Origin of the sequence: Microbacterium sp. (assembly GCF_040394595.1) — a bacterium.
Taxonomy (GTDB): domain Bacteria; phylum Actinomycetota; class Actinomycetes; order Actinomycetales; family Microbacteriaceae; genus Microbacterium.
Genome location: NZ_JBEBSA010000013.1, coordinates 37,751 through 64,743 on the forward strand (window position 1 = coordinate 37,751; position 26,993 = coordinate 64,743).

The window sequence follows — 26,993 nt, forward strand, 5'->3', positions numbered from 1 at the left end:
ATACATGCTGTCCATCGGAGCGTTCGCGCAGATCGGCCAAGTCACCCACCGCATGCTGCGGCATTGGGACTCGGCCGGTCTGCTCGTGCCCGCGCACGTGGACGAGTTCAGCGGCTACCGCTCCTACGATCCGTCGCAGCTCGACAGGCTGCACCGGATCGTCGCGCTGCGCCAGCTCGGCTTCGGGCTGGACGACGTGTCCTCGATCCTCGAGGAGGGCGTCGACGTGTCCCGGCTCACCGGACTGCTGCGCGAGCGGCGGGCCGAGGTCGAGCGCGAGCACCGGATCGCGGCCGCGAGACTCGTCGACGTCGAGCGGAGGCTCCGGCTCATCGAAGAGGAGAACCACATGTCCCGTATCGAAGTCATCGAGAAGCCGCTGCGCGCCGTGCGCCTCGCCGCCAGGACCGCGATCGCCGCGGACCAGCCCGAGATCGGAACCCTCGTCGGCCCGCTGTTCGACGCCGTCTCCGAGGTGCTCGACCGGCGCGGGGAGGCGCTGACCACGCCGATCGCGCAGTACGAGTCCCGCGACGACGGGATGCATCTGACCGTCGGCTACGCGTACGCCGGGCCTCCCCTCGAGGGGATCGAGATCGTCGAGCTCCCCGCCGTGGAGACCGCGGTGTGCGGCGTGCACCTGGGCGGGATGGACGGGATCGGGAGCAGTTGGATGTCGCTCCACGAGGAGATCCTGGGCCGGGGCATGGCGCCGTCGGGGCCGTGCCGGGAGCTCTATGTGCGCGCGGTGTCGGACGACCAGCGCGACTGGGTGACGGAGCTGCAGCAGCCCGTGGCTCCCGCTTCCTGATCCCCTCCGGGGAGCGCCGTGCTCCCGGTCCGTCTATTCGTCACAGAGTGCGCTTTCCAGGCTCGGATTCCGGTACTTTGCGACGAATAGACGGGACCGCGGAAGGGGCCCCGGGACCGCGGGACCTCAGGCCGCGGGCTCAGCGCAGCGGGTCGAAGGGGCGGATCGCGGGGTCGACGCGGCCCGTGGTGATCTGCTCGGCGAGCAGCTTGCCGGTCGCGGGCCCGAGCACGATCCCCCACATCCCGTGGCCGCCGGCGACGTAGACGTTCGGCGCGCGGGTCGCCCCCACCAGCGGCAGTCCGTCCGGGGTGACCGGACGCGAACCGACCCACTCGTCCTGCCGGTCGTCGAGGTCGACCCCCGTGAACAGCTCACGCGCCTGGGCGATGATCGCCTGGATGCGACGCGGCTGGAACGGCTCGTCCGGTCCGCGGAACTCCATGGTCCCTGCGATCCGGAACCGTCCCTGATACGGCGTGCAGGCGATGCGCTGGAACGGCAGGTACACCGGATGCTCCTGGGGCACGGCCGTCCCGACCGTGAACGAGTATCCGCGTCCCGCCTGCACCCGCGTGCGCACGCCGAGGGAGCGCGCGAGCTTCGGCATCCAGGCGCCGGTCGCGATGACGACCGAATCGGCCTCCACACGCTCTCCGTTCGACAGGGCCACGACCGGCCTGCGGGTGGAGGCGACATCGGTGACCTCCAGGCCGGTGATCAGCTCGCCGCCGCGCTCGGCCACCGCCGCGGCGAGGGCCTCGACGAAGGGCGCGGGCTCGAGGAACCTCTGGTTCTCCAGCCGGTAGGCGACCTTCACCGCGTCGGACAGCACCGGGGCGAGCCCGCTCGGGTCGTCCAGCCGCTCGAAGGGTACCTCCTGGCCGTGACGGATGACGCCCTCCACCTCGTGCAGGAACCCCTTCGAGTGGGCCTCCTCACGGAAGCCGATCACGAACGGCCCTTCGCGGGTCCAGGCGTCGACGCCGCCGTCGGTCAGCTCGTCGAAGCACTCCAGCGCGATCCTGTCGATCGGCGTGAGGTCGGCCATGGTCTTGTCCCACGCCCGGTTCGTGCCGTGCGCGGCGAACTGCGCGAGGAACGACCAGAGGCCGGCATCCACCCGGAAGGGCACATGCAGCGCGGCATCGGGATCGAGCAGCGCCTTCGGCCCGTAGGTCCACAGCGACGGGTCGGCGAGCGGGATGGTCTTGCCCGGGGTCAGCCAGCCCGCGTTGCCCCACGACGACCCCGCAGCGACGCCGACCCGATCGATGACCGTGACCTCGACACCGCGCTCCTGCAGATGCCAGGCGGTCGCCAGACCGACCATGCCCGCACCGATGACGATCGACCGCGCCATTGCGTCCTCCTGAGTAGCCCGGGCGCACTTCCGCCCTCACCTGAGATTATGCAGATCCCGAGGAGATGGATGATCGACGCAGAAGATTCTGCGCCAGAATGAATGAGAACAGTCGCAATATTCGATGAGGGACGAGGAAACACCCATGCCGGCATCCGTTTCTTCGGCGGTGTCCGAGGCCGCGGCGCAGTCGGGTCTCGACGCTGTCGATCTGACCCTGCTCGACGAGTTGAGCCGCAACGGCCGCATCTCCAACACCGACCTCGCGGCCCGCGCGGGCGTCGCCGAGTCGACCTGCTTGAAGAGGGTCCGCGCACTGCAGACGCGCGGGGTGATCGTCGGCTTCCACGCGGAGATCTCGCCCGCCGCGATGGGCCTGCACCTCGAGGCGCTCATCACGATCCGGCTGCACTCCCATGCGCGTGGCGACCTCCGGCGTTTCCAGGCCTATCTGGAGGATCTCTCGGCGACCCAGCGGGTGTACTTCCTCGCCGGTGACCGCGACTTCATGGTGCACGTCGCGGTGCCGGATGCCGCAGCGCTGCGCGAGCTCGTCTCGGACACGCTCAGCCTGCGCCCCGAGGTGGCCTCCACGTCGACCAGTCTGATCTTCGCGCAGGCCGCCGGACGCCGCGGTCTGTAGCGCCGCATCTGCGTCCGGGTCCGGGCCCGGGCCCCACGCCGCGCACCCCTCCGCGTCTATTCGTCGCAAAGTCCCGGAATTCGACCCGCATAACGGCACTTTGCGACGAATAGACGGGACCGCAGAGGCCAAGACCGGATGGGGCGGCTTCGCTACGCCCCGGCCCCGTCGGAAGCGAGCAGCACCTCGTACCCGGCGTCGCGCAGTGCGCGCAGAGACGCGGCGGGGAGGCGGTCGTCGGTCACCACGGAGGGGAAGAGCTCCGCGCCCCCGACCGACGAGAACGCCGAGGTGCCGATCTTCGAGGAGTCGGTGACGATGAACGCGCGCGCAGCGCGCTCCGCCATCATCCGGTTGACGGCGCCCTCCGCCTCGTCGTGCGTGGACGCCCCGGCCTCGGCGGTGAGCCCGTTCACGCCGATGAACGCGACGTCGAGCTGCACGCCCCGCAGGAGCTGCTCGACGAACGGCCCGACCAGCTCGTAACTGCGTGCATGGATCGCACCGCCGGTGACGACGACCTTGAACTCCGGGCGCATGGCCAGCTGCGCCGCGATGTTCACCGCATTGGTGACGATGGTCAGCCCTGCGTCCGTGAGGTCGTCACGGGCCGCGAGCGCTGCGGCGATCGCTGTGGTGGTCGTGCCGCCGGAGAGCCCGACCACCTGCCCGGGCTCGACGAGCGCAGAGGCGCGGGCCGCGATCAGCTCCTTCTCGTGGGTGCGGAGGTGGCTCTTGTAGCGGATCGGCAGCTCATAGGCGACCGACTGCGCCACCGCGCCGCCGTGCGTGCGGGTCAGCAGCCGACGGGCGGCGAGGCTGTCGAGGTCGCGGCGGGTGGTCGCCGCCGAGGCGCCGAAGCGCTCCACGAGCTCCTCGACGGTCACTTCCCCCTGCGCACCGAGGATCTCGACGATCGCGGTGAGACGGGCGGCGCGGTTCACGCGTCGTCCGCCTCGAGGGCGAAGAGGCGCAGCATCCGCGCCGCCTCGTCGGCGACCGCGGCCCGCCCCGGGGCGATGTACTTGCGCGAGTCGACGAGGTCCTCATCGGCGGAGAGCCGCTCGCGCACCGCCCGGGTGAAGAAGCCGTTGAGGTGGGTGGAGACGTTGATCTTCGTCATCCCCGCGCGCACGGCCTGCGTGATCACGTCGTCGGGCACTCCGGACGACCCGTGCAGCACGAGCGGCACGTCGAGCGCGGCGCGCAGGCGGGTGATCAGGCCGATGTCGAGGGATGCGGAACGGTCGAGCATCGCGTGCGAGGAGCCCACGGCCACCGCCAGAGCATCGACGCCGGTCGCCTCGACGAAGGCCGCCGCCTCGGCGGGATCCGTGCGGACGCCCGGCGCGTGGGCGCCGTCCTTGCCGCCGACCTCGCCCAGCTCGCCCTCGACGTATACGCCGGCCGCATGCGCGCGCTCGACGACGGATGCGGTGAGCGCGACGTTCTCGTCGTAGTCGAGCTTCCCTCCGTCGAACATCACCGATCCGAAGCCCAGCTCGATCGCCTCGTCGACGAGCTCGGGGCGCTCGGCGTGATCGAGGTGCACGGCGACGGGCGTCGCGGCGCGACGGGCGACGGAGAGCGTCGCGAGGGCGATGGGCTCGAGGCCGCCGTGGTAGTCGGCGCAGTTCTGCGAGATCTGCAGGATCACGGGCAGGTCGGCCTGCGCGGACGCCGCGACGAGCGCCTCGGCGGTCTCGAGGTGGATCACGTTGAAGGCTCCGATGCCGTCGCCGCGGGCGGCGGCGACCGACACGAGAGCACGTGCGGAGACGAGGGTCATCAGCGTTCCTTCCGGGTGAGGATCACGGAGCGTTCGATTTCGGGCCAGGACGGATGGATGTCTCCGGCGAGCGGCATGAGCACCGCGGCGGCGGACCAGGCGACGGCGCGGCGCAGGAGCGTCTCGGGGTCGCCGATGCCGGATGCGAGGAGGACGGCGACCGCGGCGACCGCGGCGTCGCCGGCACCCGTGGGGTTGCCGGCGAGGGCTTCCGGCAGGCGCGCCGCGAGCACCCCCGCACCTTCGAGCCCGAGCCCGGACGCGGAACCGGACGCAGACGCAGGAGACCCGGTCCCAGAGACGGAGGGCGCCGGCGCGGGGAGCGCGAGCATCCCCTCCGCACCGCGGGAGAGCAGCACCAGCGAGGCGCCACGGCGGATCAGCTCGCGCGCGCCGGCCTCGGGGTCGGAGACGCCGGTCGCCTCCGCGAGTTCGGCGGCGTTGGGCTTGAGCACCTCGGCACCGGCGTCGGCGGCGGCGAGCAGCGCCGGTCCCGACGTGTCGACGATCACGACCGCTCCCGCCTCCCGGCCGAGCGCGATCAGCGACGGCAGCAGCTCGTCGGGGGCTCCGGGCGGCAGGCTGCCCGAGATCACGAGCACCCGCTCCCCCTCGCCCTCCGCGGCCAGCCGCCGGGACACCGCCGACGCCAGGGCGTCCCAGTCCGCGGCAGCGGGGGCGACGCCGCGCTCGTTGACGATCGTCGTGTCGCCGAGGTGCTCGTCCACGAGGGCGATGCTGCGGCGGGTCGGAGCCGCCACCGGCACGAGCTCTGCGGGCACTCCGGAGGCCGCGAGCTCGGCGGCGAACTCCTCCCCGCCGGGGCCTCCGACCGTCGCGACCGCCACGACCTCCGCCCCCGCGGCATGCGCGACGCGGGCCACGTTGAGCCCCTTGCCCCCGGCCCGCGCGACACCGGCATCCGCCCGGTGCGTGCCGCCGGGCACGATGCGGTCGACGTGCCAGGTGAGGTCGAGGGCGGGGTTCGGTGTCACCGTGACGATCATCCGCCGACCACCTGCCGGGCGCGCAGCGCCGATCCGAGGATGCCTGCGTTGCCGGAGAGCTCGGCGGGCACGAGCACCGGGAGGCGATGGAAGCTCAGGCGGTCGGCGAGACGACGGCGCAGCTCGTCGAAGAGCGCCCCGCCGGCGCGCGAGAGACCGCCCCCGATCACCACCGCCTCCGGTGCGACGACCGCGGTGAGCTGGGCGATCGACATCGTGAGGGCGTCGAGCGCCTCGTTCCAGACGCGGTCGGCGACCGGGTCCCCCGCGGCCGCGCGGGCGATGACCTCCTTGGCGCCGTCGACCCGCTCCCCGGTCTCCTCGGTGTACCTCCGGGCGATCGCCCCGGCCGAGGCGATGGCCTCCAGGCATCCGCGCGCACCGCACGGACAGGGCCATTCGCCGAGCGGGGAGTGCCCGATCTCGCCGGCGTATCCGCCCGCCGTGTAGGGCTGCCCGTCGACGAGGAGGGTTCCGGCGATGCCGGTGCCGATGATGATCGCGACGGAGTTGGCGTAGTCCCGCGCCCCGCCGAGGACGTGTTCGGCCCAGCTCGCCGTGCCCACGTCGTGGTGGAACGACACCGGCAGCCCGAAGCGCTCCTCGGCGAGCGCGCGCAGCGGGGCGTTCCGCCAGCCGAGGTTGCTCGAGAACACGGCGATCCCTGCCTCGGCGTCGACGATGCCCGGCACCACGAATCCGACGGCGCGGGGCACGACCTCAGGATGCTGCGCCCGCAGCTCGTCGCCGAGCTCGCCGATGCGCGCGACGAGCCTCGCGGGCATGTCGTCGCCGGCGTCCGGGGTGGGCGTGCGGCGCAGGCCGAGCGCCGCACCCGTCTCATCGAAGAGCGCCGACTTGATGTCGGTGCCGCCCACGTCGAAGGCGAGCACGGGCGCTCCGGCGCCGATCGACGCCGCACGCGCGAGCTTCTCGCCCGACGCATCGCTCACGACGTCGGGGATCCTCCCTCGTCCCTGCGGCGCTGCGCTGCTCATGATCAGGCGTCGAGGATGACCGAACGGGTCAGGTTGCGGGGCTGGTCGGGGTCGAGGCCCTTCCCGACGGCGCGGTCGAGTGCCACCCGGTGCAGGCGGACGAGATCGGCCATCGGGTCGATCGGATGCTGCACGAACCGCGCACCGGTCGCGCGGACCTGCTCCTCGAGCCCCTCGGGAGCGGTCCCGAACTGCCAGGTGATGCGGCCGGGCGCGGCGATCGCGATCGGGCCGTGGCGGTATTCCATCGCCGAGTACGACTCGGTCCACGACTGCGACGACTCGCGCATCTTCAGCGCGGCCTCATGGGCGAGGCCGATGGTCCACCCCAGTCCGAGGAAGCTGTACTGCTCCGCGTCGCCGAGGCCCTCCGCGTCCGCGCCGTCGAGCACGGCCCGCGCGTCGGACACCGCGCCGTCGAGATCCTCGCCGACGGATGCCCGGAAGAGCGCGAGCGCCGTCGTGGCGAAGCGGGTCTGCACCACCGACTGCTCGTCGGCGAAGGGCAGGGCGATCACGGTGTCGGCGAGGTCGACGAGCGGCGACGTGTCGTCGCCGACGACGGCGACGACCGGGGTGGAGCCCTTGACGCGCTCGGTGAGCTCGAGCACCTCGGTGGTCGTCCCGGAGCGGGTGAGGGCGACGATCGCGTCGTAGCCACGGTCGGTCGGCGCCTCCGAGGCGGTGAACGCATCGGTCTCGCCGTGGCCCGCGGCCTCCCGCAGAGCCGCATAGGACTGCGCCATGAACCAGCTCGTCCCGCAGCCCACCACGGCGATGCGCGCGCCCTTCGCCGGGAGCAGCCCCTGCTCGGCGCGCATGCCGGCGGCCCGCGCCCAGGTCTCCGGCTGCGAGTTCAGCTCTGCGCGCATGTGCGCTCCGGCGGACGGGGTCTCGGTCATGGCTGCTCCTCGGGGGCTGAACGGCATCGATAAACTGCAAGATTATGACGCATATAAGCGTTAATCGATCACTTTAGCGCATCGAAGGCGGGAAGACAGCCCCGGCGCAGGACCAGCCCCGAATGCCACCCTGAAGTTCACCCCGATTCTCACCCTGCTCTGCACCCACGCGCCGACCGCACGCCCGTGCGGTCAGGCGAAGCGTTCGGCGTTCCAGCGCACGCCGAGCGCCGAGATCAGCGCGAGCTGCGCGGCGCCGACATGGGCGCCGATGCCGGGGGTCGCCGCGCGCAGCGACGCCGCGACCGTTCCGCGGGGAGCGTGGCGGGTCTCCGCGCGCACCCGCTCCAGGAAGTCCTCACCCAGTCCGGCGGCTGCGCCGCCGATGACGATCTCGTCCGGATCGAGCATCGCGCCGAGAAGCTGGACGACGCGCCCCAGCGCGACCGCGCCGTGTGCGAGACGTCCGGGGTCGGCGCGCGCGACGAGCCCGGCGAACGCGTCGGGATCCATTCCCTCGCGGAAGTCCTCGCCCAGCATCGCCGGAGCGGACGCGGCCGACTCCAGGCAGCCCCGTTGCCCGCAACGGCACGCGACGGCCTCATCGCCGAACACCACCTGCACGTGCCCGATCTCGCCGACGCGCGCGGGCGCACCGGGGGTGAGCTCGCCGTCGACGGTGATGGCCGCGCCGATGCCGTCGCCGATGTGCAGGAACAACCTCCGGATGGCATCCGAGCGGTGCGCGATCTGCTCGGCCACCGCCTCGGCGTCGACGTCGTTCACCAGCAGCACCGGAACCTGCAACGCGGCCTCGAGCTGCTCGGCGAGCGGATGATCCTTCCAGCCCAGCAGCACGCTCTCCAGCACGATCCGCCCGTCGGTCGCCCCCGGCAGCTGCACGCTCGCGGCGAGAAGCCGGGGCCCGAAGCGCTCCGACACCCGCTCCACGAGGTCGCGAATGGCGGCATCGCGGCCCGCCGGGGTGTAGGCGATGCCCTCCCGGTGCGCCGCCGTTCCGTCGAGTGCGACCAGTGCCGCATCCGCGTCCGCTCGGCGCAGCACGAGCACCAGCAACAGGTGATGGGCGGGGTCGACGTCGAGCGTCGTCGCCCTCTTGCCCCCCGTGCTCGCAGCCCTCGCGCCGTCGACCACGAGCCGGTTCTCGATGAGCTCGGCGACGAGGGACGATGCGGTGGCGGCGGTGAGACCGGTGGCGCGGGCGATGCCGGCGCGCGTCTCCTCGCCCTCGGCGTCGAGGATCAGCTGCAGCGCACGACGCAGGTTGGCGCGGCGCATGGCCGTCTGGCCGTCGACGTCTCCGTGCAGCATGCCCCGCCGCTCTCCCTCCGAAGGCCGGCCGAGGCCGATTGACACCGATCGCCTGCGAGCTTACGCTCGGACACGTTAGTTTATTGGGTGAACTAAGTGAGCGGGATCCTGGGGAGACCGCCCGAAATGCCGCGAAGGAGCACCATGAACGCCGTTCCGCTGCTCCCCACGCACGCGCAGTCGCAGCGCCGCCGCAACCGCGGCGCGGTGCTGCAGGCGCTCCTCGGCGAGGTGACGGCGAGCCGCGCCGACCTCGCGCGCCTCACCGGCCTGTCCCGCCCCACGATCTCCGAGGTGGTCGGCGACCTCATCACCGACGGCGTGATCCTCGAGACGGGGCAGAGCACCGGCACGCGACCGGGCAAGCCCGCCGTCATGCTCGAGGTCGACGGCGAGTCGGTGCAGACCATCGCGGTCGACCTCAGCGAGCCCGACTGGATCGTCGGCGCCGTCTGCGGTCCGGACGGCCGGGTGCTCGTGCGCCGCGAGACCGCGCGGAGCGGCGGCGACGATCTCCCGGGGGCGACGTCCACTCTGGTCGCCGAGCTCGCCCGCGTGGCGGGCACGACTCCGCTGGGGGTGGGCATCGGGGTGCCCATGGGGATGACGACCGGCGACCTGTCGGCTCTGGAGGGCGCGGTACGCGCGCAGCCGTCGGTCGTCTCCCTCCCCGTGCACGTCGTGGCCGACGCCGAGCTCGCGGCCCGGGCCGAGGCGCGCGTCGCGCCGGCCGATCAGGAATTCCTCCTGGTGCGACTGGGAGACGGCATCAGCACCGCGATCGTCACGGGATACCTCGGCGATTCGGGGGCGCGCACGGCCCGCGAGCTCGCCCACGTCGACGTCGGCGGCGACGCCGGCCGCGCGTGCCGTTGCGGGCAGCGCGGTTGCGTGCACGCATGGATCGCCGAGTTCGGGGCGCGGATCGCCGGTGCCTCCGACGAGACCTCACGCGCCGCGCTGCGGGTTCAGGCGGGCACGGTGCTGGGGAAGCCGCTCGCGGCCATCGTCTCGGCCCTCGATCTGCCCCACGTCGTGCTGAGCGGATCGTCCGATCTCATCGACGAGGGCTTCTGCTCGGCCGCGGAGACCGCCCTCGCGGCCGCACGGCTCACGCACGCCCACGTCGAGGTGCGCCGCAGCGAGGCCGAGGACGCGGTGCTGCGCGGCGCCGTCGCGCAGGTGCTCGCCGCCGAGCTGATCTGAGGGCGGGTCAGCGACCTTCGGCGGCCTCGGTGTGGTGCCGGATCACCTCGGCGACGACGAAGTTGAACCACTTCTCGGCGAACTCGGGATCGAGGTGCGCCTCTTCGGCGAGCGCCCTCAGCCGCGCGACCTGCTGCTCCTCCCGAGCCGGGTCGGAGGCGGGCATCTCGTGCTCGGCCTTCAGCCTCCCCACCTGCTGCGTGCAGCGGAACCGTTCGGCGAGCATGAACACCAGGGCCGCGTCGATGTTGTCGATACTCGCGCGCAGGCGCAGCAGGTCGGCGCGGGCGGCTTCTGCGTCGGACATGTTCCTCCTCGGTGGATGACAGCTACGACGATAGCCGTGCCGGGCGGCCGCAGGCCCTCTCCTCGCCGACGCCCTGTGATGCAGCCGGAGAAAACAGCCGCAGACCCTAGGCTGTCCCCATGAGCAGCGACGAGAACGTCGAGTCCACCGACGCCGAGACCACGCCCCCCGAGACCACGGCGGCCGCGACGCCCTCCTCGCCGCCCCCGACCTCGTCCGTCAAGGTGCTGGAACCCGCGACCCCGACCCGTTCCTTCTGGACGCGCATCGACCAGCCGTACCTCTTCGGACTGCTCGTCACGCTCGGCGGACTGACGGCCTTCATCGTCGGGATGATGATCTCCAACCTCGCGACGGTGATCATCTACGTGGCCTTCGCCGCATTCGCCGCCCTCGGACTCGACCCCGCCGTACGGTTCCTCGAGCGCCGCGGTCTGAAGAGGGTCTGGAGCGTCCTGGCGGTGATCGTCGGACTGCTCGTGGTGATGGGGCTCGCCCTGTGGCTGATCGTGCCGACCATCGTCGAGCAGGTCTCGCTGTTCGTGAAGTCCGTGCCTCAGCTCGTCAAGGACTTCATGTCCAGCTCGCTGTACCACGGCCTCGAATCGCAGTTCGGCGACCAGTTCGAGAAGCTCGTCAAGGACGTCACCGGCTTCCTCACCGATCCGGGAACCGCGGTGAGCATCGGAGGCGGCGCGCTGCAGATCGGCTCGTCGATCGCCTCGGGGATCAGCGGCTTCATCATCGTGCTGGTGCTCACGCTGTACTTCGTCGCCGGGCTCCCCACGATCAAGTCCTCGCTGCTGCGCCTGGCCCCCGCCCGCAACCGCGCCCGCGCCGCGGACATCACCGACCAGATCACCAACGCCGTGGGCGGTTACGTGATGGGCATGGTGACGCTCGCGTTCTTCAACGCCGTCGTCGCGCTCCTGCTCTTCCTGTTCATCGGGCTGCCGTTCCCGCCGCTGATGGCGACGGTCGCCTTCTTCATCACGATGATCCCGCTGATCGGACCGCTGCTCTTCCTGGCGATCGGCACGCTCATCGCGCTGTTCGCCAATCCGCTGGGCGCGCTGATCTTCGCACTCATCTATCTGATCTACATCCAGGTCGAGGCGTACGTGCTCACGCCGCGCGTGATGACCAAGGCGGTATCGGTGCCCGGATCGCTCGTCGTCATCGGCGCGACCGCCGGCGGCACGCTCCTGGGCCTGCTCGGCGCACTGGTCGCCGTGCCCGTCACCGCCTCGGTGCTGATCATCATCAAGCAGATCTGGATCCCCCGCCAGGATTCCCGGGTCTGAGGCCGGAAACGACAGAGCCCGGGCATCCACGATCGGATGCCCGGGCTCTGTCGTCGCTGCGGGGTCGGATCAGAGCAGGCCCTGAGCGGTCAGCCAGTCCTTGGCGATCGCCGGAGCCTCGCGCTTGTCCTTGGTGCTCTGCACGTTGAGCTTCACGAGCTCCTCGGTGGTGAGCTTCTTGCTGATCGCGTTGATCGTGTCGGCGATGTCGGCCGCGATCTTCTCGTTGGCGATCGGGACGACGTTGGACGAGAGGATGAGGTTCTTCGGGTCTTTCAGCGCGACGATGTCCTCGGTCTCGAACGCGGGGTCGGCCGAGTAGATGTCAGCCACCTGCACGGTGCCGGCGAGCAGCGCCTCGAGCGTGGTCTGCCCGGTGGCGGAGAACTTGAGGTCCACGCCGTAGGCCTTCTTCGCCGCCTCGGGCCCGTACGGCCGCTGCTCGAACTCGGGGGCGGCGCCGATCGTGGCATCCGAGACCTTCGACAGGTCGGCGATCGACACCAGACCATGCTCCTCGGCGTACTTCTTGGTCACCGTGTACGTGTCCTGGTCGGCGGCCTGAGCGAAGTCGAGGGCGGTGAGGCCCTTCGGCAGCACCTTCTTCAGCGCGGCGTAGACGTCGTCCGGGCTGTTCGCGTCGGACTTCCCGCCGAGGTACTCCATGAGATTGCCGGTGTATTCGGGGAACAGGGCGATCTTGCCCGACTCGATGTCCGGCATGTAGGCGTCGCGCTGTCCGATGTTGAACTTGCGGTCGACCTTGTGCCCGGCCTTCTCAAGGGCCTGGGCGTAGATCTCGGCGATGATCGTATTGGAGTAGTACGCCTGCGAGCCGATCACGATCGTGTCGGACGAGGAGGGCTCCTTCGACGAGTCGGGGTCGTCGAGCGGATTGCTGGAGCCGCAGCCGCTGAGGGCGACGGCGACCGCGACGGCGCCGGCGGCGGCGATCGCGGTGCGGGTGATGCGAGCGGTGAACATGCTGTGTGTCCTCTCTCCGGTGATCTGTGGGAAGCGAAAGTCTGGGATGGATCTCAGGCGGCCTGCAGCCGAGCGCGACGCCGTGGCGCCCGGGAGGTCGACCGCCCGTCGCGCAGCCCTCTCGGCACGGCGGCCTTCTGGGCGAGCGCGAGCAGCAGGTCGGCGATGAGCGCGAGCAGCGCGACGAGGATCGCGCCGGCGAGCACCTGGTCGAAGCGCCGCAGCGGGATGCCCTGGATGATCGGCCAGCCGAGGCCGCCGAGGTTCACCCAGGCGCCGATCGTCACGGTGGCGATGACCTGCAGCACGGCGGACCGCAGCCCGCCGATGAGCAGCGGGAGCCCGAGGGGCAGCTCGACCTTGACGAACACCTGCCAGGGCGTCATCCCCATCGCCTTGGCGGCGTCGACCACGCGGCGGTCGATCGCCTCGAGCCCGGAATAGGCGCCGGCGAGCAGCGGCGGGATCGCCAGCAGCACGAAGGTGATGACCGCGGCGAGCGGGGTCTGGATCACGCCGAGCAGCAGGATGAGCAGCACCAACAGGCCGAACGACGGCACCGCGCGGGCCGCCCCCGACACCGCGACGGCGACCTCGCGGCCCCGGCCGGTGTGCCCGATCAGCCAGCCGATCGGCACGGCGATCACGATCGCGATCAGCACCGACACCGCGGTGTAGAGCAGATGCTGCTCGAGGAGCACCGGCAGCGCGTACTGCCCCTTCAGCCGATCGGGGGAGAACAGCCAGGCGAACGCGTCGGCGAAGAGGTTCATGCGATCGCCGCCTTCCCGGCCCCGGTCGCGGCTTTCCGCGAGGAGGCGCGCTGCCAGGGCATCACCAGGCGGCCGGCGAGCACGAGCAGGGCGTCGATCACGAGCGCGAGGACCACCACGACCACCACCCCGGCCAGTACCTCCTCGATGATCCGGCGCTGCAGCCCGTCGGTGAAGAGGTAGCCGAGGTTGCTGACGCCGATGAGGATGCCCACGGTGGCGAGGGAGATGGTGCTCACGGCGGCGACGCGCAGTCCGGCGAGGATCACCGGACCCGCGAGCGGGAGCTCGACGGTCCAGAAGCGCCGTGCGGGGCCGTAGCCCATCGCGGCGGCGGCCTGCCGCACGTCGGGGTCGACCGAGTCGAGCCCGTCGGCGACCGAGCGCACCAGGATGGCGATGGAGTAGATCGTCAGGGCCGCGACGAGATTGCTCTCAATCGTCGCGGAGTAGCCGAAGAGACCGGGCAGCAGCACGAGCAGCGCGAGGGAGGGGATCGTGTAGAGCAGGCCGGTGAGCACGATCACGGGACCGCGCACCAGCCGGTAGCGCCAGGCGATCCGACCGAGCGGGATCGCGATGACGAATCCGATCACGAGCGCGATCAGGCTCTGGCGGAGGTGGACCACCGCCAGGTCGAGGATCATGCCGAGGTTGTCGATGATCCAGGTCACGTCAGGCCCCGGCATCCTCTGCACGGATCACGGCGGCGCCCTCCTCGGCGAGCATCCCCTGGGTACGGCCCTCGGCGTCGACCACCGCCGTGCCGGTCGCGGTGCGGCGGAGCGTGAGCGACCTCTTGCCGCGGTCGGCGCCGATGAAGGCCGCCACGAAGTCGTCGGCGGGGTTCTCGACGATCTCGTTCGGAGAGCCCTGCTGCACGATGCGGGCGCCGACGTCGAGGATCACGATCTGGTCGCCGAGCAGGAACGCCTCGTCGATGTCGTGCGTGACGAAGACGATCGTCTTCCCCAGTTCGCGCTGCAGACGCAGCATCTCCTGCTGCAGCTCGGTGCGCACGATCGGGTCGACCGCGCCGAACGGCTCGTCCATCAGCAGGATGTTGGGGTCGGCGGCGAGCCCCCTCGCGACGCCGACGCGCTGCTGCTGGCCGCCGGAGAGCTGGCTGGGGTACCGGTCGGCGAGCGATCGGTCGAGCCCCACCGTGTCGAGCATCTCGCGGGCGCGCTCATGGGCCTGCGCACGGCCGGTGCCACCGAGCCGCAGCACCGTCGCGATGTTGTCGATCACCGTGAAATGCGGCATGAGCCCGGAGTTCTGCATGACGTAGCCGATGCTGCGGCGCAGCGTGACGGGATCGCGATCGAGCACGCTCTCGCCGTCGATCTCGATCGCACCGCCGGAGGGCTCGACCATGCGGTTGATCATCCGCAGCAGAGTGGTCTTGCCACAGCCCGACGACCCCACCAGCACCGTGGTGCGGCGCGCCGGGATGACCAGGCTGAAGTCGTCGACGGCGTGCGTGCCGTCGGGGAAGGTCTTCGTGACTGACCGGAATTCGATCATCTCGGACGCTCGCAGGCGCGGCCTACGAGTCGCTCACCTCTTCGGCGATCCGTATGAGTACAGCGGTCATGCGCGTCCCTCCTCGGGTCTCTTCGAGCGTAGGGGACACCTCCGACATCCGGGCCGAATCTCCGGAGATTCCCCGATTCCCGCGCGGCTAGGTCCGATCGCGGAGCACCGTGACCGTCTCGCCGTCGAAGGAGATCCGCACGGTGGCACCGACGGGGAACAGCGTCCGCAGCTCCGCGGGACTGGACGTCGTCACGAGGATGTCGACGGTGGCGCTGAACGGCTCCGCCGCGCATCTCCCTTGGATCGACTCGCGGGGTCCGGCCACCACGCAGTGCCGCCGCTCGGACTCGTCCCGGAAGAACGTCCCGACCATGATCCCGAGGTAGTCCTCGTAGCGCGTCACCGGGCCGTCCTGGCCGGGAAACACATCGCCGTCAGGCCAGGCGGCTGCCGTCTTCGACAGGGTCGCGATCCTCCCGTCGTCCGCCGACCCCAGACGCCAGCCGACGCCGAGAGCAGCGACGAGAAGGACGACGACCGTCCCGCACACGAGCGCGAACGCGGCTCGCGGATTCCGCCGCGCGCGCGAGACGAGCATCGCGGCGAAGGCCCCCTTCTCCGTCATCCCGCCCCCGGCCCCCGGCTCAGGCCGAATCCCTGCCGTACGCCTCGAGCAGCCGCAGCCACACCTCGCTCATCGTCGGGTACGAGGGCACCGCGTGCCAGAGCCGCGTCAGCGGGACCTCGCCGACCACCGCGATGGTCGCCGCGTGGATCAGCTCGCCGACATCCGGTCCGGCGAGCGTGAGACCGACGACCGTGCCGCGCTGCTCGTCCACGATCATGCGCGCGTGGCCGCGATAGCCGTCCTCGTGCAGCCCCGCCCCGGCGACGGATCCGAACTCCACGTCCACGGCCCGCACATCGAGCCCCGCGTCCCTCGCCGCCTTCTCGGAGAGGCCGACCGCCGCGACCTCGGGCAGGGAGAAGACCACCTGCGGCACCGCGCGGTGATCGGCGGTCGCGACATGCCGCCCCCAGGGCTCGGTGTCGATCCGCTCTCCCCTCGCACGGGCGGCGATCACGTCTCCGGCGGCCCTGGCCTGATACTTGCCCTGATGGGTGAGCAGGGCCCGCGCGTTCACATCGCCCACGGCGTACAGCCAGTCCGTCCCGGGGACGAGCAGGGTGTCGTCGGTGCGGATCCAGTCCCCCGGCACGAGCCCGACGGTCTCCAGCCCGACGTCGGCGCTGCGAGGGCTGCGGCCGGTCGCGACGAGAACCTCCTGCGCGACGACGTCCCCGCCGTCGGTCTCCACCGTCACCGCGTCGCCGGCGCGCCGGACAGAGCGGATGCCCGTGCCGGTGCGCACATCGACGCCGAGCTCGCGCAGCCCGTCGCCGACGAGCTCTCCGGCGAACGGCTCCACGCCGCCGAGCAGCCCGCTGCGGGCGATGAGCGTCACCTCCGCGCCGAGACCCGCGTAGGCCGTCGCCATCTCCACGGCGACGACGCCCCCGCCGATCACGGCCAGCGAGGCGGGCACCTCCTGCGCGCTCGTCGCCTCCCTGCTGGTCCATGGGCGGGCGGCGCGGAGGCCCGGGATGTCGGGCACGACGGCATCCGTCCCGGTGCTGACCGCGACCGCGTGCCGTGCCGTGAGCACGCGCTCCGCGCCGTCCGGCGTCGTGACCGTCACCTGCTTCTCGCCGCTGAGGCGGCCGTGTCCGCGCACCAGGCCGATGCCGGCGCTGTCGAGCCAGCCGACCTGGCCGTCGTCTTTCCAGTCGCTGGTGAATCCGTTGCGTCGAGCGAGGACGGCGCGCACGTCGAGGTCGCCGGACACCGCCTGCGCCGCGCCGCCGATGTGCTGCGCGGCGTGCACGGCGCGGATCGGGCCGAGCAGCGCCTTGGACGGCATGCACGCCCAGTACGAGCATTCCCCGCCGACCAGCTCGCCCTCGACGATGACGGCGGTCAGGCCGCCCTGCACCGCCCGGTCGGCCACGTTCTCCCCCACCGGGCCTCCGCCCAGCACGATCAGGTCGTACTCCTCTGCGGACACGTGCGCCTCCTCATCTCGCGAATGCATGAAGCCGCGTCCAGCCTGACACGATTCCGTCCGCGCAGGGGCCGGCTCTCGCGTCTATTCGTCGCAAAGTCCCGCTATCCGGCTCCGATTCCGGGACTTTGCGACGAATAGACGGTGCGGGGGCACAGCGCGCGGGGACACGGCGGCCGCCCGGGGCAGCGCCGGGAGGTCAGCGCATCGGAAGGAGATGCGTGGGCGTGGGGGCCTGCGTCGTCCGGCGCACCTCGCGGGGAACGCCGCGCCCATCGAGGTCGAGCAGCGACACGGTGCCCGAGCGCTGCCCGGCCACCAGCAGCGCACCCTCGTGGACGAGGTGGTGCCGTGGCCAGTCCACGCCCGAGTCGGTCACTGCGAGCGGCTCGACGGTCTCCCCGGCGCCGCGCACCCGCAGCGCTGCGACCGTGTTGCTGCCGCGCAGCGCGGTGTACAGGGTCTCGCCGTCCCGCGACCGCGTGAGCTCCGCGGGGAAGTCGAGGCCGACCTGCGCGATCGGCGAGGCGAGCGTCGCCGACACCACCGCCCAGATGCCGTCGGCGGACGGGGCCAGGGTGAACACCTCGCACGAGTACTCCGTGACCACGTGCAGATGGCCGCTGGGGTGCAGCACCAGGTGTCGCGGCCCGGTGCCGCGCGGGAGCACGACCTCGTGATCGAGCGAGAGCCCCTGCCCCGCGGGCCGCCAGAAGCGCACGAGGTCGAAGCCGAGATCGGTCGTCGCGATCCGCCCGTCGGGCAGGAACACGGCGGCATGGGCGTGCGATGCCCGCGGCTCCTCGCCGAGGGGCGTGGGATAGGGGTCGGCCGCCGCGACGCCGACTCCCGCCGGCGCGGCGTCCTGCTCCTCTTCGCCGAACAGAGCGGCGCGCAGCGCGGCCGCGGCATCCGCTCTCGCCGGCACGAGGGAACCGTCGGATGCGAGGCCGAAGCGCACCACGCGGCCGTCGCCGTAGCAGCTCGCGATCAGCGCGTGCCCGTCGGGCGCGACCGCGAGATGGCACACCGCCGCGCCGGCCTCGAGCGGAGCGCCCAGGGGCGCGAGGGCCGACTCACCCGATCGCGCGAAGGCCGCCACGGTCCCCGCACCCTCGAGCGCGGCATAGACCACGTCGAGCCGCGGATGCCGTGCGAGCCACGACGGCGACGCCGCCAGTGCCGCCACTCCGCGGTAGCGGAGGGTCTCGCGGGGCCGCTCGTCATCGCCCGCGAGGACGCCGATGCCCTCGGCATCGCCCTGCATGTCGGGGCCGTAGCCTCCGAGCCAGAACCGCGTCATGCCGTCCCCACTCCTCGTCCTCCGCTCCTCATCGCAAAGTCCCGTCGTCCGGCCCGGATTCCGGCACTTTGCGACGAAGAGAGGCAGGGCGACCGGGGCCAGCGGACCGGATCAGTCGAGCAGGTCGTACCGGACGACCACCTGGTCGCGCTCCGGGCCGACGCCGATCACCGAGATGCGGGTGTTGCTCATCTTCTCCAGTGTCAGCACGTAGTCCTGCGCGTTCCGGGGCAGGTCCTCGAAGCTCCGCGCCGCGGAGATGTCCTCCGACCAGCCGGGGAAGTACTCCAGGATCGGCGTCGCGTGGTGGAAGTCGGTCTGGTTCACCGGCACGTCGTCGAACCGGGTGCCCTCGACGTCGTAGGCGACGCACACCGGGATCTGATCGAGGCCCGTGAGGATGTCGAGCTTCGTGAGCACGAGGTCGGTGATGCCGTTGATGCGCGTGGCGTAGCGGGTGATCGGCGCGTCGTACCAGCCCACGCGGCGCGGCCGGCCGGTGGTGGTGCCGAACTCGAAGCCCTGCTTGCGCAGCCACTCGCCCTGCTCGTCGAAGAGCTCGGTCGGGAACGGGCCGGATCCGACGCGGGTCGTGTAGGCCTTGACGATGCCGACGATGCGGTCGAGCGCGCCAGGGCCGACGCCGGATCCCGTCGCCGCGCCGCCCGCGGTCGCCGACGACGAGGTCACGAACGGGTACGTGCCGTGGTCGACGTCGAGCATCGTCGCCTGGCCGCCCTCGAACACGACGACCTCGCCGCGGCTGAGCGCCTGGTCGAGCAGGTGCCCGGTGTCGGCCACCATCGGACGGAGGCGCTCGGCGTAGGAGAGCAGGTCGTCCACGATCTCGTCGCAGGTGATGGCGCGGCGGTTGAAGACCTTCACCAGCAGGTGGTTCTTCTGGTCGAGGGCGCCCTCGACCTTCTGCCGCAGGATGTTCTCGTCGAAGAGGTCCTGCACGCGGATGCCGACGCGGTTGATCTTGTCGGCGTACGCCGGGCCGATCCCGCGGCCGGTCGTGCCGATCATGCGCTTGCCGAGGAAGCGCTCCGTCACCTTGTCGAGCGTGCGGTGGTACTGCGTGATGATGTGCGCGTTGGCGCTGATCCGCAGACGCGAGATGTCGACGCCGCGCGCCGAGAGCGCCTCGAGCTCGCTGAACAGCACCTCGAGGTCGACGACCACGCCGTTGCCGATCACCGCGTTGACGCCAGGGGTGAGGATGCCGGAGGGGAGCAGGTGGAGGGCGTACTTCTCGTCACCGACGACGACCGTGTGCCCGGCGTTGTTGCCGCCGTTGAACTTCACCACCCAGTCGGTGCGCTCTCCGAGCAGGTCGGTCGCCTTGCCCTTGCCCTCATCGCCCCACTGGACGCCGACGATCACGATTCCTGGCATGGGTGAACCCCCTGGTACTGCCGCTGTTCGCCGGGCTTGCACCGGCAGATGAGCTGGCCCGAATCGGGCGGGACCATCCTATCGGAGGCCTCCCCGTCGCTAGAGTCTCCCCATGACGTCATGGTGGGCCCCCGCCCGACTCGCCGCCGCCGCGCTCACCGCCGCCGCGATCATCGCGCAGTTGATCCGCACCCTCGAACGCGCGCTGCACGCCCCGGACTCCTGGGCCGCCCACCTGCCGACCGTCGTCGCCAACTTCTTCAGCTTCTTCACGATCCTCTCGAACGTGGGGGCGGTCGTCGCGCTCGCGCTCGGCGGCGTCTGGCTGCTGCGCCACCGTCACGGCGCCGAGCCCCGCTGGCTGTCCGTGCTGTTCGCCTGCGTCGCGACGTACATGATCACCACCGGCATCGTCTACAACATCCTCCTGCGCGGCATCCCGCTCGATCAGGGCTCGACGGTCTGGTGGTCGAACGAGGTGCTGCACGTCGTGGCGCCCCTGTTCCTCCTCGCGGACGTCCTCTTCGCCCCGCAGCGCCGACGTCTGCCGTGGTCGACGCTGTGGATCGTCGTCGCCTTCCCGATCGTCTGGGTCGTCTACACGATGCTGCGCGCCCCGCTCATCACGGCACCCGCGACGGGAGCCCCGTCCTGGTATCCGTATCCGTTCCTCGACCCCGCGAACGTCGGGGGATACGGCGGTGTCTCGCTCTACGTCGTCGGGATCGCCGTCGCGATCCTCGTCGTCGCGACGGGCGTGCTGGCGGTCGGGCGGAAGAGGTCCGTGCGACCCGTGGTCTCCGCCGCCTGAGTCCCTCGCCGTCTCGGCTTCCGTCCGCCCCGGTTACCCTGTTACGGGGGATCGGCGGATGCCGTGCGCCCCCTCGCCATGAGGAGACAGACGATGACCGAGTCCTTCCCCGCACCGCAGGGCATGCCCACCGCGCCCCCGCCTCCGCCCGCACCGGCCGCTCCGGCGTCCGCGCCCGCGTCGCGCCCGGCATCGGAGAAGCGCGAGGAGGCGAGCCCCGCCGACATCGCGCGTGCCGGCGAGATCATCACCGTCATCTCCGATTCCTACGCGACCAAGATGGTGGGCCAGGAGCGCCTGCGCACCAGCTTGCTGATCGCCCTGATCGCGGGCGGCCACATCCTGCTGGAGAGTGTGCCGGGACTCGCCAAGACCACCGCGGCGAGCACGCTCGCCGACACCGTGCGGGCGAGCTTCAAGCGCATCCAGTGCACTCCCGACCTGCTGCCGAGCGACATCACCGGCAACCAGATCTACGACGCGTCCTCGGGCACGTTCCGCACCGTGCTCGGGCCGGTGCACGCGAACTTCGTGCTCCTCGACGAGATCAACCGCTCCAGCGCGAAGACGCAGAGCGCGATGCTCGAGGCGATGCAGGAGCGCCAGACCACGATCGGCGGCGAGGTGCACCCGCTGCCGAAGCCCTTCCTCGTGATCGCCACGCAGAACCCGATCGAGCAGGAGGGCACGTACGAGCTGCCCGAGGCCCAGATGGACCGCTTCCTGCTGAAGGAGATCGTCGAGTACCCGAGCCCCGCCGAGGAGTTCGAGATCCTCGGGCGCATCGACTCCGGCATGCTCGACCCCGACCGCCACGTTCCCGGCGCGATCGGCATCGACGACGTGAAGATGCTGCAGGACGTCTCCTCCCGCATCTACGTCGACCCGGCGATCCGCAACTACATCGTGCAGCTGGCCTACGTCACCCGCAATCCCGCGCCGTACATCGGCGAGGAGCGCGCCCGGTACATCAAGTACGGTGCGAGCCCCCGCGCCAGCATCGCGTTCCTGCAGGCGTCGCGTGCGCTCGCGCTGCTCAACGGCCGCGGGCACGTGCTCCCCGAGGACGTCCGCAACCTCCGCCACCTCGTGCTGCGCCACCGCGTGCTCCTCACCTTCGAGGCGGACGCCGAGGGCGTGCGCAGCGAGGAGATCATCGACCAGATCTTCGCCGCGGTGCCGACCCCCTGACCGCCATGGCCAGCCTGATCACGCAGGTGAGAGCGAAGCTCTTCATCCACGCCTCGAAGAAGTCGATGCATGCGCTCGACGGCGCCTACGCGTCGCTGCTGCGCGGGCGGAGCCTCGACTTCGAGGACCTGCGGCCGTACGAGTACGGCGATCAGGTGCGCGACATCGACTGGAAGGCGACGGCCAAGCAGGGCGAGCCGCTGGTGAAGCGCACCAGGGCCACGCGGATGCACACGGTGCTGTTCGTGGTCGACACGGGACGAGGGATGACCGCGCTCGCGCACGACGAGCGTGCCAAGGCCGACCTCGCGGTGATCGCCACCGGCGCACTGGGCTTCCTGGCGGTGCGGCACGGCGACGACGTCTCGGTGGTGTACGGGGACGCATCGGAGATCCGGCGCATCGCCCCGACCGGCACGGAGGGCGGCCTCGAACATGCCCTCCGGCGCATACAGGAGGCGGCGACGGCGAGCACCGCGCCGAACGCCCGCGATGCGCTGCTCGGCTACGTCGCCCGGACCATCGCCAAGAGGATGATCGTGGTCGTGGTCACCGACGAGCAGCCGGTGACCGACGAGACCGAGCGGATGCTGCGCCGTCTGACCGTGCAGCACGATGTGCTGTGGCTCACGCTGCGAGACGCCGACCCGGTGCTCGACGGGGCGACGGCGGCCCGGCGCGACGTGGACAGCCGCTGGCTGGTGCCGGACTTCGTGCACGGTGACGCCGCGGTGATGCAGGAGCTCGCCGCGCAGGAGGCCGCGGACACCGCGCGGCGCGATGAGCTGCTGCGGCGGATGGAGATCAGCCACGCCGAGCTGGACGGTCAGGACTCCGCGGTGCCGGCGCTGCTGCAGATGCTGAACCGGAGGTCGCATGCCCGCCTCTGACGACCTCTATCCGCCCGCGCAGTACGGCTGGGGCTGGCTGCTGCTGGCCATCGGCGTGCTGGCCGCCCTCGCTCTCGGCGCCTGGCTGGTGATCGTGCTCACCCGCCCGAAGCGCCGTCTCACGCTCGCCGGCGGCGCGGCGGCCGCTCCGCTCTTCGTGGACGTTCTCGACGGGCTGCGCAGCGACTACCTCGGGCAGATCCAGCGGATCGAAGACGCATACCGATCCCGGAATATGAGCCCCCGGCAGGCCAACCTCGAGCTCAGCCGCACCGTGCGCTCCTTCGTGAACGAGTACTCCGGGCTCGAGGCCCCGGTGCTCTCCCTCGACGACCTCGTGGAGCGCGGCGTGCATCCGGCGCTCGTCGACGCGATCCGGCGCCACTACTACCCGAGCGTCTTCCAGCGGGGGCCGGCCATCGACCCCGCCTACGGCGCCGAGGCCGCCCGCAAGGTGGTGACGTCGTGGCACTAGCCCATCCCTGGATCATCCTCGTCGCCGTCGGCGCAGTGCTCATCGCGGTCGCGATCGGCTTGGTCGTGGGCCTGCGCCGCACGCGCACCGGGGAGGGCGAGAGCGCGCTGGTCTCGCGCGCGGAGCGGCTGCGGCGGCTCCCGTCCTTCCGCAGCGCCGTGCGTCGGCGGATGGTGGCGCTCTCCGGCATCCTCGGGCTCGGTGTGATCGCGGCGCTGCTCGCGGGGGTCGTCGCCGCGCGTCCGATGGCGTCGCAGACGATCCAGCCGGTGAACTCCAGCCGCGACATCGTGCTCTGCCTCGACGTCTCCGGCTCGATGATCGACGTCGACCGCGAGGTGATCGACGTGTTCGACAAGCTGCTCGACGGGTTCAAGGGGGAGCGGATCGGACTGACGATCTTCAACAGCTCGCCCGTGCAGGTCTTCCCCCTCACCGACGACTACGCGTTCATCCGGCAGCAGCTCTCCGAGCTGCGCAAGGGCTTCGACTACCAGACGGACACGCCCGAGCACTGGGTGGGCACTCTGAACGGCCCCGGCGCCTCGCTCATCGGCGACGGCCTCGCCTCCTGCGCGATGCGCTTCGACCACCTCGACGACGATCGCTCGCGATCGGTGATCCTGGCGACGGACAACGAGGTCAACGGCGCGCAGATCGTCACCCTCGACGAGGCCGCGGCCTATTCCCGGGGCAAGAAGGTGAAGGTGTTCGCGCTGGACCCCGTGGGCGATCCGAAGGCGGAGACCAGCATCGGCCTCTCGAAGGCGGCCCAGACGACGGGCGGGCAGTCGTATGCGCTGCGCGCCACGACCACCGTCGGCGACATCATCAGCGAGATCCAGAAGCAGCAGGCGACGGCGCTGCGCGGGCAGACCCAGGTCGTGTGGGTCGACTCCCCCGCGCTGTGGGTCGCCGTGCTGCTGGTCGGCGCCCTCGGGTTCCTCGTGCTGCTGTGGAGAGTGCGCCTATGATCTTCCAGCCCGTGCTGCATCCGCTGCTCCTGGTGCTGCTCTGCGCCCCGGTCGCGATCGGCCTCGTGCTCGCGCTCGTCAAGCGCGTGCCCCCGCACCGCTGGCTGTGGGGCCTCCGCCTGCTCATGCTGGTGGTGCTGTTCGCGATGCTGCTGCGACCGGGCGTCCCCGGCGGGACCTCGCAGACCCTCGCCACCGACACCGACGTGGTGCTCGTCGTCGATACGACCGCGAGCATCGTCGCCGAGGACTGGAACGGCAAGGAGCAGCGCCTGGAGGGTGTGCGCGAGGATGTGCAGAAGATCGTCGACCGATACCCCGGAGCGCGGTTCGCTCTGATCACCTTCGATGCGAACGCTCAGCTGCGCCTGCCCCTCACCACGGATGCGACGGCGCTGATGTCCTCGCTCGACGTGCTGCGTCCCGAAGTGACGACCCAGTCGCGCGGGAGCTCGATCGGCGTCGCGAACACGCTGCTCGCCAAGACCCTGCAGTCCGCCGCGAAGGCCGCTCCCGACCGTTCGCGCATGGTCTTCTACTTCGGCGACGGGGAGCAGACCGCCTCGAGCTCCCCGGAGTCGTTCGGCTCGAGCGCGAAGTACGTCGATGCGGGCGCCGTGCTCGGCTACGGCACCACAGAGGGCGGGCCGATGCGGATCACCTCCGGCACGGGCTCCTCCGACGACGGCTACATCGAGTACCAGGGGCAGCCGGCCCGTTCGGTGATCGACGAGAAGAACCTCGGCACGATCGCCAAGGAGCTGGGGGTCGAGTACGAGCACCGCGCCGCCGACGCCGCGCCGAAGCTGCCCGACGCCCCGGCGTCCACCACCGACTACGCCGCATCGGGGGAGGTCGGCAACGTGATCGAGCTGTACTGGATATTCGCCCTCGTGCTGCTCGCGCTGCTCTGCGTCGAGCTGAGCCGCGCCACGATGCTGGTCGCCCGGATGCGGGGACTCAGTGCCCGCCCCGACGTCGACCCGGCCGCCGAGGGAGGCGGGCGATGAGCGCCCCCGTGGACACCGCGCCCCCGCGCGCCGATGCCGGACAGTCCCCGACCGGTCAGGCCGATGCCGCCGCGGCGCTGATCGCCGCGAATCGGCGTCGACGTCGCATCCGGCGGTGGATCGCGATCGGCACGCTGCCGGTGACGCTGTTCGCGCTCGTCTTCGTGGGCAAGCTCCTGAGCATGTACGCCTTCGCGCACCAGTCGATCAGCTCCTACGTGGTCGGGGAGTACGCGGCGTCCGAGTCCGCGGCGCGCGGGCAGGAATGGTGGAACGCCTTCGAGCGCTACAAGGCGCCCTACGACGTGGGCACCGCTCTCGCCGGTGCGGAGAGGCTCCCGGAGGCGCGCGCGAAGCTCGAGGAGGCCCTCGACCTCGCACAGGGGCTCGAGGTGTGCGCGGTACGCATCAACCTGTCGCTCGTCATCGAGCGGATGGGCGACGCCGCCCAGGCCGACGGCGACGCGGCGAAGGCCGCTCAGCTGTTCGGCGAGGCCCTCGAGATCACGGTCGGCACGCCGAAGGAGTGCAGCAGCGACGAGGCCCAGGACCAGTCGCCCGACCAGAACCGCGACATGAGCAACACGCTCAAGGACGCGAAGGACCGGCAGCAGCAGAAGCAGCAGCAGTCGCAGCAGGAGGACCAGCAGCAGAAGCCCGACCAGGGCAAGGGCGATGGGGAGCCGAAGCCCGACGAGGGGCAGCCGTCGCAGGAGAAGCTCGACGACGTGGAGAAGAAGCTCGGCGAGGGCGCTCAGGAGCGCGAGGACCAGCTCGGGGGCGGAGGCAACGGCGGCCAGGACGGCGGCGGAGGCGGGGCGGAGAAGCCATGGTAGAACCGCAGCGGACCCGCTACGTGCCGACCGACGCGGGGGCTCCCCCGGTACCCCCGCCGGGCGGCTATCACGGGGCACGCCGGCAGCAGACGCCGGGTCTCCCGAGCGCGGCGGCCGCCGTGACGGCCGAGGCGGAGACGCCGAAGCAGCGTTCCGGACCGTTCGGTCTGATCGTGCTGATCGCGTCGGTCCTGTTCGCGCTCATCCTGCTGGGGATGCTGCTCGGCGGCGCCTCGGCGATCTACTCGGTCACGATGATCGTGCTGCAGCTGGTGCTGCTCGCCGCCATCGTGACGAGCCTCTTCACCGCGCGCGGACGGATGCTGGGCGCTGTCGCCCTCGTGATCGCCCTGCTGTTCAACGTCGCGACCGTCGGAGCGCTCGGTGCCCTGCAGGCCTCGGCGACGCAGAGCTACAAGGGCGTGAAGAGCGACAAGCAGCGGCATGCCGAGGCCTATCCGGGAGTCAAGGGCACCTCCAACCAGAGCGTGCTCTCGCAGCCCTCGCTGGAGAAGGTGCAGGCGGATGGAGAGGCCCTGATGGCCGAGATCCGTGCGCGCCTCACGGAGCGGTTCGGCTACACCTGGGTGAAGTCCGGGGCCTCCGGCACTCGCAATGAGCGCAACGGCTACGGCGGGGAGTCGATGCTGCAGCAGTACGGCTCCGAGACCTGGACGACCGCCGAGCCGGTGCGGGACAACGCGCGCAAGAGGCAGATCATGTCGGTCATCGACAACGTCCTCGCCTCGCGCGGGATGTCCGGGCTCTACGCGCTCAACGAGCCCGGCACCGGCATCTCCGACGACATGATCGCCAAGCTGTACGGCTCGGCGGACCCCGGGACGCAGCACACCTGGGAGTGGTACGGCGACGCCTACCCCGACCCGTTGCGGTTCTATGCGGACATCTTCGACCTGTCGAAGGATCCCACCGGCGAGTTCCGCACCGACCGCGAGGCGAAGAACGCCGACACCGGCGAGCCCCTGGAGGGCGTGCAGCTGTTCATCATCGCCCGCCAGGTGCTCAGCGAGAAGGACCGGGCCGAGTTCGAGAAGCGCATCCAGGAGTACTCGGGGTTCTGAGA

At 71.1% G+C, this 26,993-nt stretch carries 28 protein-coding genes; 12 read left to right on the forward strand and 16 right to left on the reverse strand.

Annotation, left to right across the window (positions count from 1 at the left end; genetic code table 11):
• Nucleotides 1–4: 4 nt before the first annotated feature.
• Nucleotides 5–811 carry a MerR family transcriptional regulator gene (locus tag ABWO84_RS12270; RefSeq protein ID WP_353114913.1) on the forward strand — a complete coding sequence of 269 codons (807 nt, stop codon included), beginning with the start codon at nt 5–7 and terminating at the stop codon, nt 809–811.
• Nucleotides 812–950: 139 nt separating this feature from the next.
• Here the strand turns inward: ABWO84_RS12270 and ABWO84_RS12275 are convergent, their stop codons facing one another.
• On the reverse strand, nt 951–2,174 hold the full coding sequence (locus ABWO84_RS12275; protein ID WP_353114915.1) for an NAD(P)/FAD-dependent oxidoreductase: 1,224 nt from the start codon (nt 2,172–2,174) through the stop codon (nt 951–953).
• 145 nt (nt 2,175–2,319) lie between these two features.
• On the opposite strand from ABWO84_RS12275, the gene ABWO84_RS12280 reads away from it, so the two are divergent.
• Nucleotides 2,320–2,817 (forward strand): Lrp/AsnC family transcriptional regulator, encoded by a 498-nt coding sequence (locus tag ABWO84_RS12280; protein ID WP_353114917.1) that lies wholly within the window; start codon nt 2,320–2,322, stop codon nt 2,815–2,817.
• A gap of 152 nt (nt 2,818–2,969) precedes the next feature.
• Here ABWO84_RS12280 and ABWO84_RS12285 read toward each other — a convergent pair whose 3' ends face one another.
• From ABWO84_RS12285 to ABWO84_RS12310, 6 genes are all read right to left on the reverse strand, one after another.
• Nucleotides 2,970–3,761: a DeoR/GlpR family DNA-binding transcription regulator gene (locus ABWO84_RS12285; RefSeq protein WP_353114919.1), complete on the reverse strand. Its 792-nt coding sequence runs from the start codon at nt 3,759–3,761 to the stop codon at nt 2,970–2,972.
• Complete coding sequence (locus ABWO84_RS12290) at nt 3,758–4,606, reverse strand: class II fructose-bisphosphate aldolase (protein ID WP_353114921.1); 849 nt, start codon at nt 4,604–4,606, stop codon at nt 3,758–3,760. The genes ABWO84_RS12285 and ABWO84_RS12290 overlap by 4 nt, the downstream gene beginning before the upstream one ends.
• Entirely contained in the window at nt 4,606–5,613 is a 1,008-nt protein-coding gene (locus tag ABWO84_RS12295; RefSeq protein ID WP_502915415.1) for a 1-phosphofructokinase family hexose kinase, read from the reverse strand. Before ABWO84_RS12295 ends, ABWO84_RS12290 begins: the two co-directional genes overlap by 1 nt.
• Nucleotides 5,610–6,611, reverse strand: coding sequence for an ROK family protein (locus tag ABWO84_RS12300; protein WP_353114925.1), 1,002 nt, complete (start codon nt 6,609–6,611; stop codon nt 5,610–5,612). The genes ABWO84_RS12295 and ABWO84_RS12300 overlap by 4 nt, the downstream gene beginning before the upstream one ends.
• Nucleotides 6,612–6,613: 2 nt before the next feature.
• Entirely contained in the window at nt 6,614–7,513 is a 900-nt protein-coding gene (locus ABWO84_RS12305; RefSeq protein WP_353114927.1) for an SIS domain-containing protein, read from the reverse strand.
• 192 nt (nt 7,514–7,705) lie between these two features.
• Nucleotides 7,706–8,845: an ROK family protein gene (locus ABWO84_RS12310; RefSeq protein ID WP_353114929.1), complete on the reverse strand. Its 1,140-nt coding sequence runs from the start codon at nt 8,843–8,845 to the stop codon at nt 7,706–7,708.
• 144 nt (nt 8,846–8,989) lie between these two features.
• Here ABWO84_RS12310 and ABWO84_RS12315 point away from each other — a divergent pair, with 144 nt between their 5' ends.
• Nucleotides 8,990–10,051, forward strand: a complete 1,062-nt coding sequence (locus ABWO84_RS12315) for an ROK family protein (protein WP_353114931.1) — start codon at nt 8,990–8,992, stop codon at nt 10,049–10,051.
• A 7-nt stretch (nt 10,052–10,058) separates the two neighbouring features.
• Here the strand turns inward: ABWO84_RS12315 and ABWO84_RS12320 are convergent, their stop codons facing one another.
• Nucleotides 10,059–10,358 carry a chorismate mutase gene (locus tag ABWO84_RS12320; protein WP_353114933.1) on the reverse strand — a complete coding sequence of 100 codons (300 nt, stop codon included), beginning with the start codon at nt 10,356–10,358 and terminating at the stop codon, nt 10,059–10,061.
• 119 nt (nt 10,359–10,477) lie between these two features.
• Between ABWO84_RS12320 and ABWO84_RS12325 the strand changes: the two genes are divergently transcribed.
• Nucleotides 10,478–11,662, forward strand: a complete 1,185-nt coding sequence (locus ABWO84_RS12325; protein ID WP_353114935.1) for an AI-2E family transporter — start codon at nt 10,478–10,480, stop codon at nt 11,660–11,662.
• A 69-nt stretch (nt 11,663–11,731) separates the two neighbouring features.
• Here ABWO84_RS12325 and ABWO84_RS12330 read toward each other — a convergent pair whose 3' ends face one another.
• From ABWO84_RS12330 to ABWO84_RS12365, 8 genes are all read right to left on the reverse strand, one after another.
• Complete coding sequence (locus tag ABWO84_RS12330; RefSeq protein WP_353114937.1) at nt 11,732–12,646, reverse strand: ABC transporter substrate-binding protein; 915 nt, start codon at nt 12,644–12,646, stop codon at nt 11,732–11,734.
• A 53-nt stretch (nt 12,647–12,699) separates the two neighbouring features.
• Nucleotides 12,700–13,419: an ABC transporter permease gene (locus ABWO84_RS12335; RefSeq protein ID WP_353114939.1), complete on the reverse strand. Its 720-nt coding sequence runs from the start codon at nt 13,417–13,419 to the stop codon at nt 12,700–12,702.
• On the reverse strand, nt 13,416–14,093 hold the full coding sequence (locus tag ABWO84_RS12340; RefSeq protein ID WP_353114941.1) for an ABC transporter permease: 678 nt from the start codon (nt 14,091–14,093) through the stop codon (nt 13,416–13,418). The genes ABWO84_RS12335 and ABWO84_RS12340 overlap by 4 nt, the downstream gene beginning before the upstream one ends.
• Before the next feature lies 1 nt (nt 14,094).
• Nucleotides 14,095–14,946, reverse strand: coding sequence for an ABC transporter ATP-binding protein (locus ABWO84_RS12345; RefSeq protein WP_353114943.1), 852 nt, complete (start codon nt 14,944–14,946; stop codon nt 14,095–14,097).
• Nucleotides 14,947–15,103: 157 nt separating this feature from the next.
• A complete protein-coding gene (locus ABWO84_RS12350; RefSeq protein WP_353114945.1) occupies nt 15,104–15,583 on the reverse strand; it encodes a hypothetical protein in 480 nt (159 codons plus the stop codon).
• 19 nt (nt 15,584–15,602) lie between these two features.
• Nucleotides 15,603–17,024, reverse strand: a complete 1,422-nt coding sequence (locus ABWO84_RS12355) for a dihydrolipoyl dehydrogenase family protein (RefSeq protein WP_353114947.1) — start codon at nt 17,022–17,024, stop codon at nt 15,603–15,605.
• 196 nt (nt 17,025–17,220) lie between these two features.
• Nucleotides 17,221–18,324, reverse strand: a complete 1,104-nt coding sequence (locus tag ABWO84_RS12360) for a lactonase family protein (protein WP_353114949.1) — start codon at nt 18,322–18,324, stop codon at nt 17,221–17,223.
• A 111-nt stretch (nt 18,325–18,435) separates the two neighbouring features.
• Nucleotides 18,436–19,722 (reverse strand): adenylosuccinate synthase, encoded by a 1,287-nt coding sequence (locus ABWO84_RS12365; RefSeq protein ID WP_353114951.1) that lies wholly within the window; start codon nt 19,720–19,722, stop codon nt 18,436–18,438.
• 112 nt (nt 19,723–19,834) lie between these two features.
• On the opposite strand from ABWO84_RS12365, the gene ABWO84_RS12370 reads away from it, so the two are divergent.
• The 8 genes from ABWO84_RS12370 to ABWO84_RS12405 all read left to right on the forward strand — a co-directional run bounded on the left by ABWO84_RS12370 (nt 19,835) and on the right by ABWO84_RS12405 (nt 26,991).
• The gene (locus tag ABWO84_RS12370; RefSeq protein WP_353114953.1) at nt 19,835–20,533 is read left to right on the forward strand and encodes a Pr6Pr family membrane protein; all 699 of its coding nucleotides are present in this window, start codon (nt 19,835–19,837) and stop codon (nt 20,531–20,533) included.
• A 93-nt stretch (nt 20,534–20,626) separates the two neighbouring features.
• Nucleotides 20,627–21,724 carry an AAA family ATPase gene (locus ABWO84_RS12375; RefSeq protein WP_353114955.1) on the forward strand — a complete coding sequence of 366 codons (1,098 nt, stop codon included), beginning with the start codon at nt 20,627–20,629 and terminating at the stop codon, nt 21,722–21,724.
• Between the two features lie 5 nt (nt 21,725–21,729).
• The gene (locus ABWO84_RS12380) at nt 21,730–22,614 is read left to right on the forward strand and encodes a DUF58 domain-containing protein (protein WP_353114957.1); all 885 of its coding nucleotides are present in this window, start codon (nt 21,730–21,732) and stop codon (nt 22,612–22,614) included.
• On the forward strand, nt 22,601–23,089 hold the full coding sequence (locus tag ABWO84_RS12385; protein WP_353114959.1) for a hypothetical protein: 489 nt from the start codon (nt 22,601–22,603) through the stop codon (nt 23,087–23,089). The genes ABWO84_RS12380 and ABWO84_RS12385 overlap by 14 nt, the downstream gene beginning before the upstream one ends.
• A complete protein-coding gene (locus ABWO84_RS12390; protein ID WP_353114961.1) occupies nt 23,080–24,063 on the forward strand; it encodes a vWA domain-containing protein in 984 nt (327 codons plus the stop codon). The genes ABWO84_RS12385 and ABWO84_RS12390 overlap by 10 nt, the downstream gene beginning before the upstream one ends.
• A complete protein-coding gene (locus ABWO84_RS12395; RefSeq protein ID WP_353114963.1) occupies nt 24,060–25,073 on the forward strand; it encodes a vWA domain-containing protein in 1,014 nt (337 codons plus the stop codon). Before ABWO84_RS12390 ends, ABWO84_RS12395 begins: the two co-directional genes overlap by 4 nt.
• Complete coding sequence (locus tag ABWO84_RS12400) at nt 25,070–25,909, forward strand: hypothetical protein (protein WP_353114965.1); 840 nt, start codon at nt 25,070–25,072, stop codon at nt 25,907–25,909. Before ABWO84_RS12395 ends, ABWO84_RS12400 begins: the two co-directional genes overlap by 4 nt.
• Complete coding sequence (locus ABWO84_RS12405) at nt 25,903–26,991, forward strand: hypothetical protein (RefSeq protein ID WP_353114967.1); 1,089 nt, start codon at nt 25,903–25,905, stop codon at nt 26,989–26,991. Before ABWO84_RS12400 ends, ABWO84_RS12405 begins: the two co-directional genes overlap by 7 nt.
• The last annotated feature ends 2 nt before the right edge of the window (nt 26,992–26,993 follow it).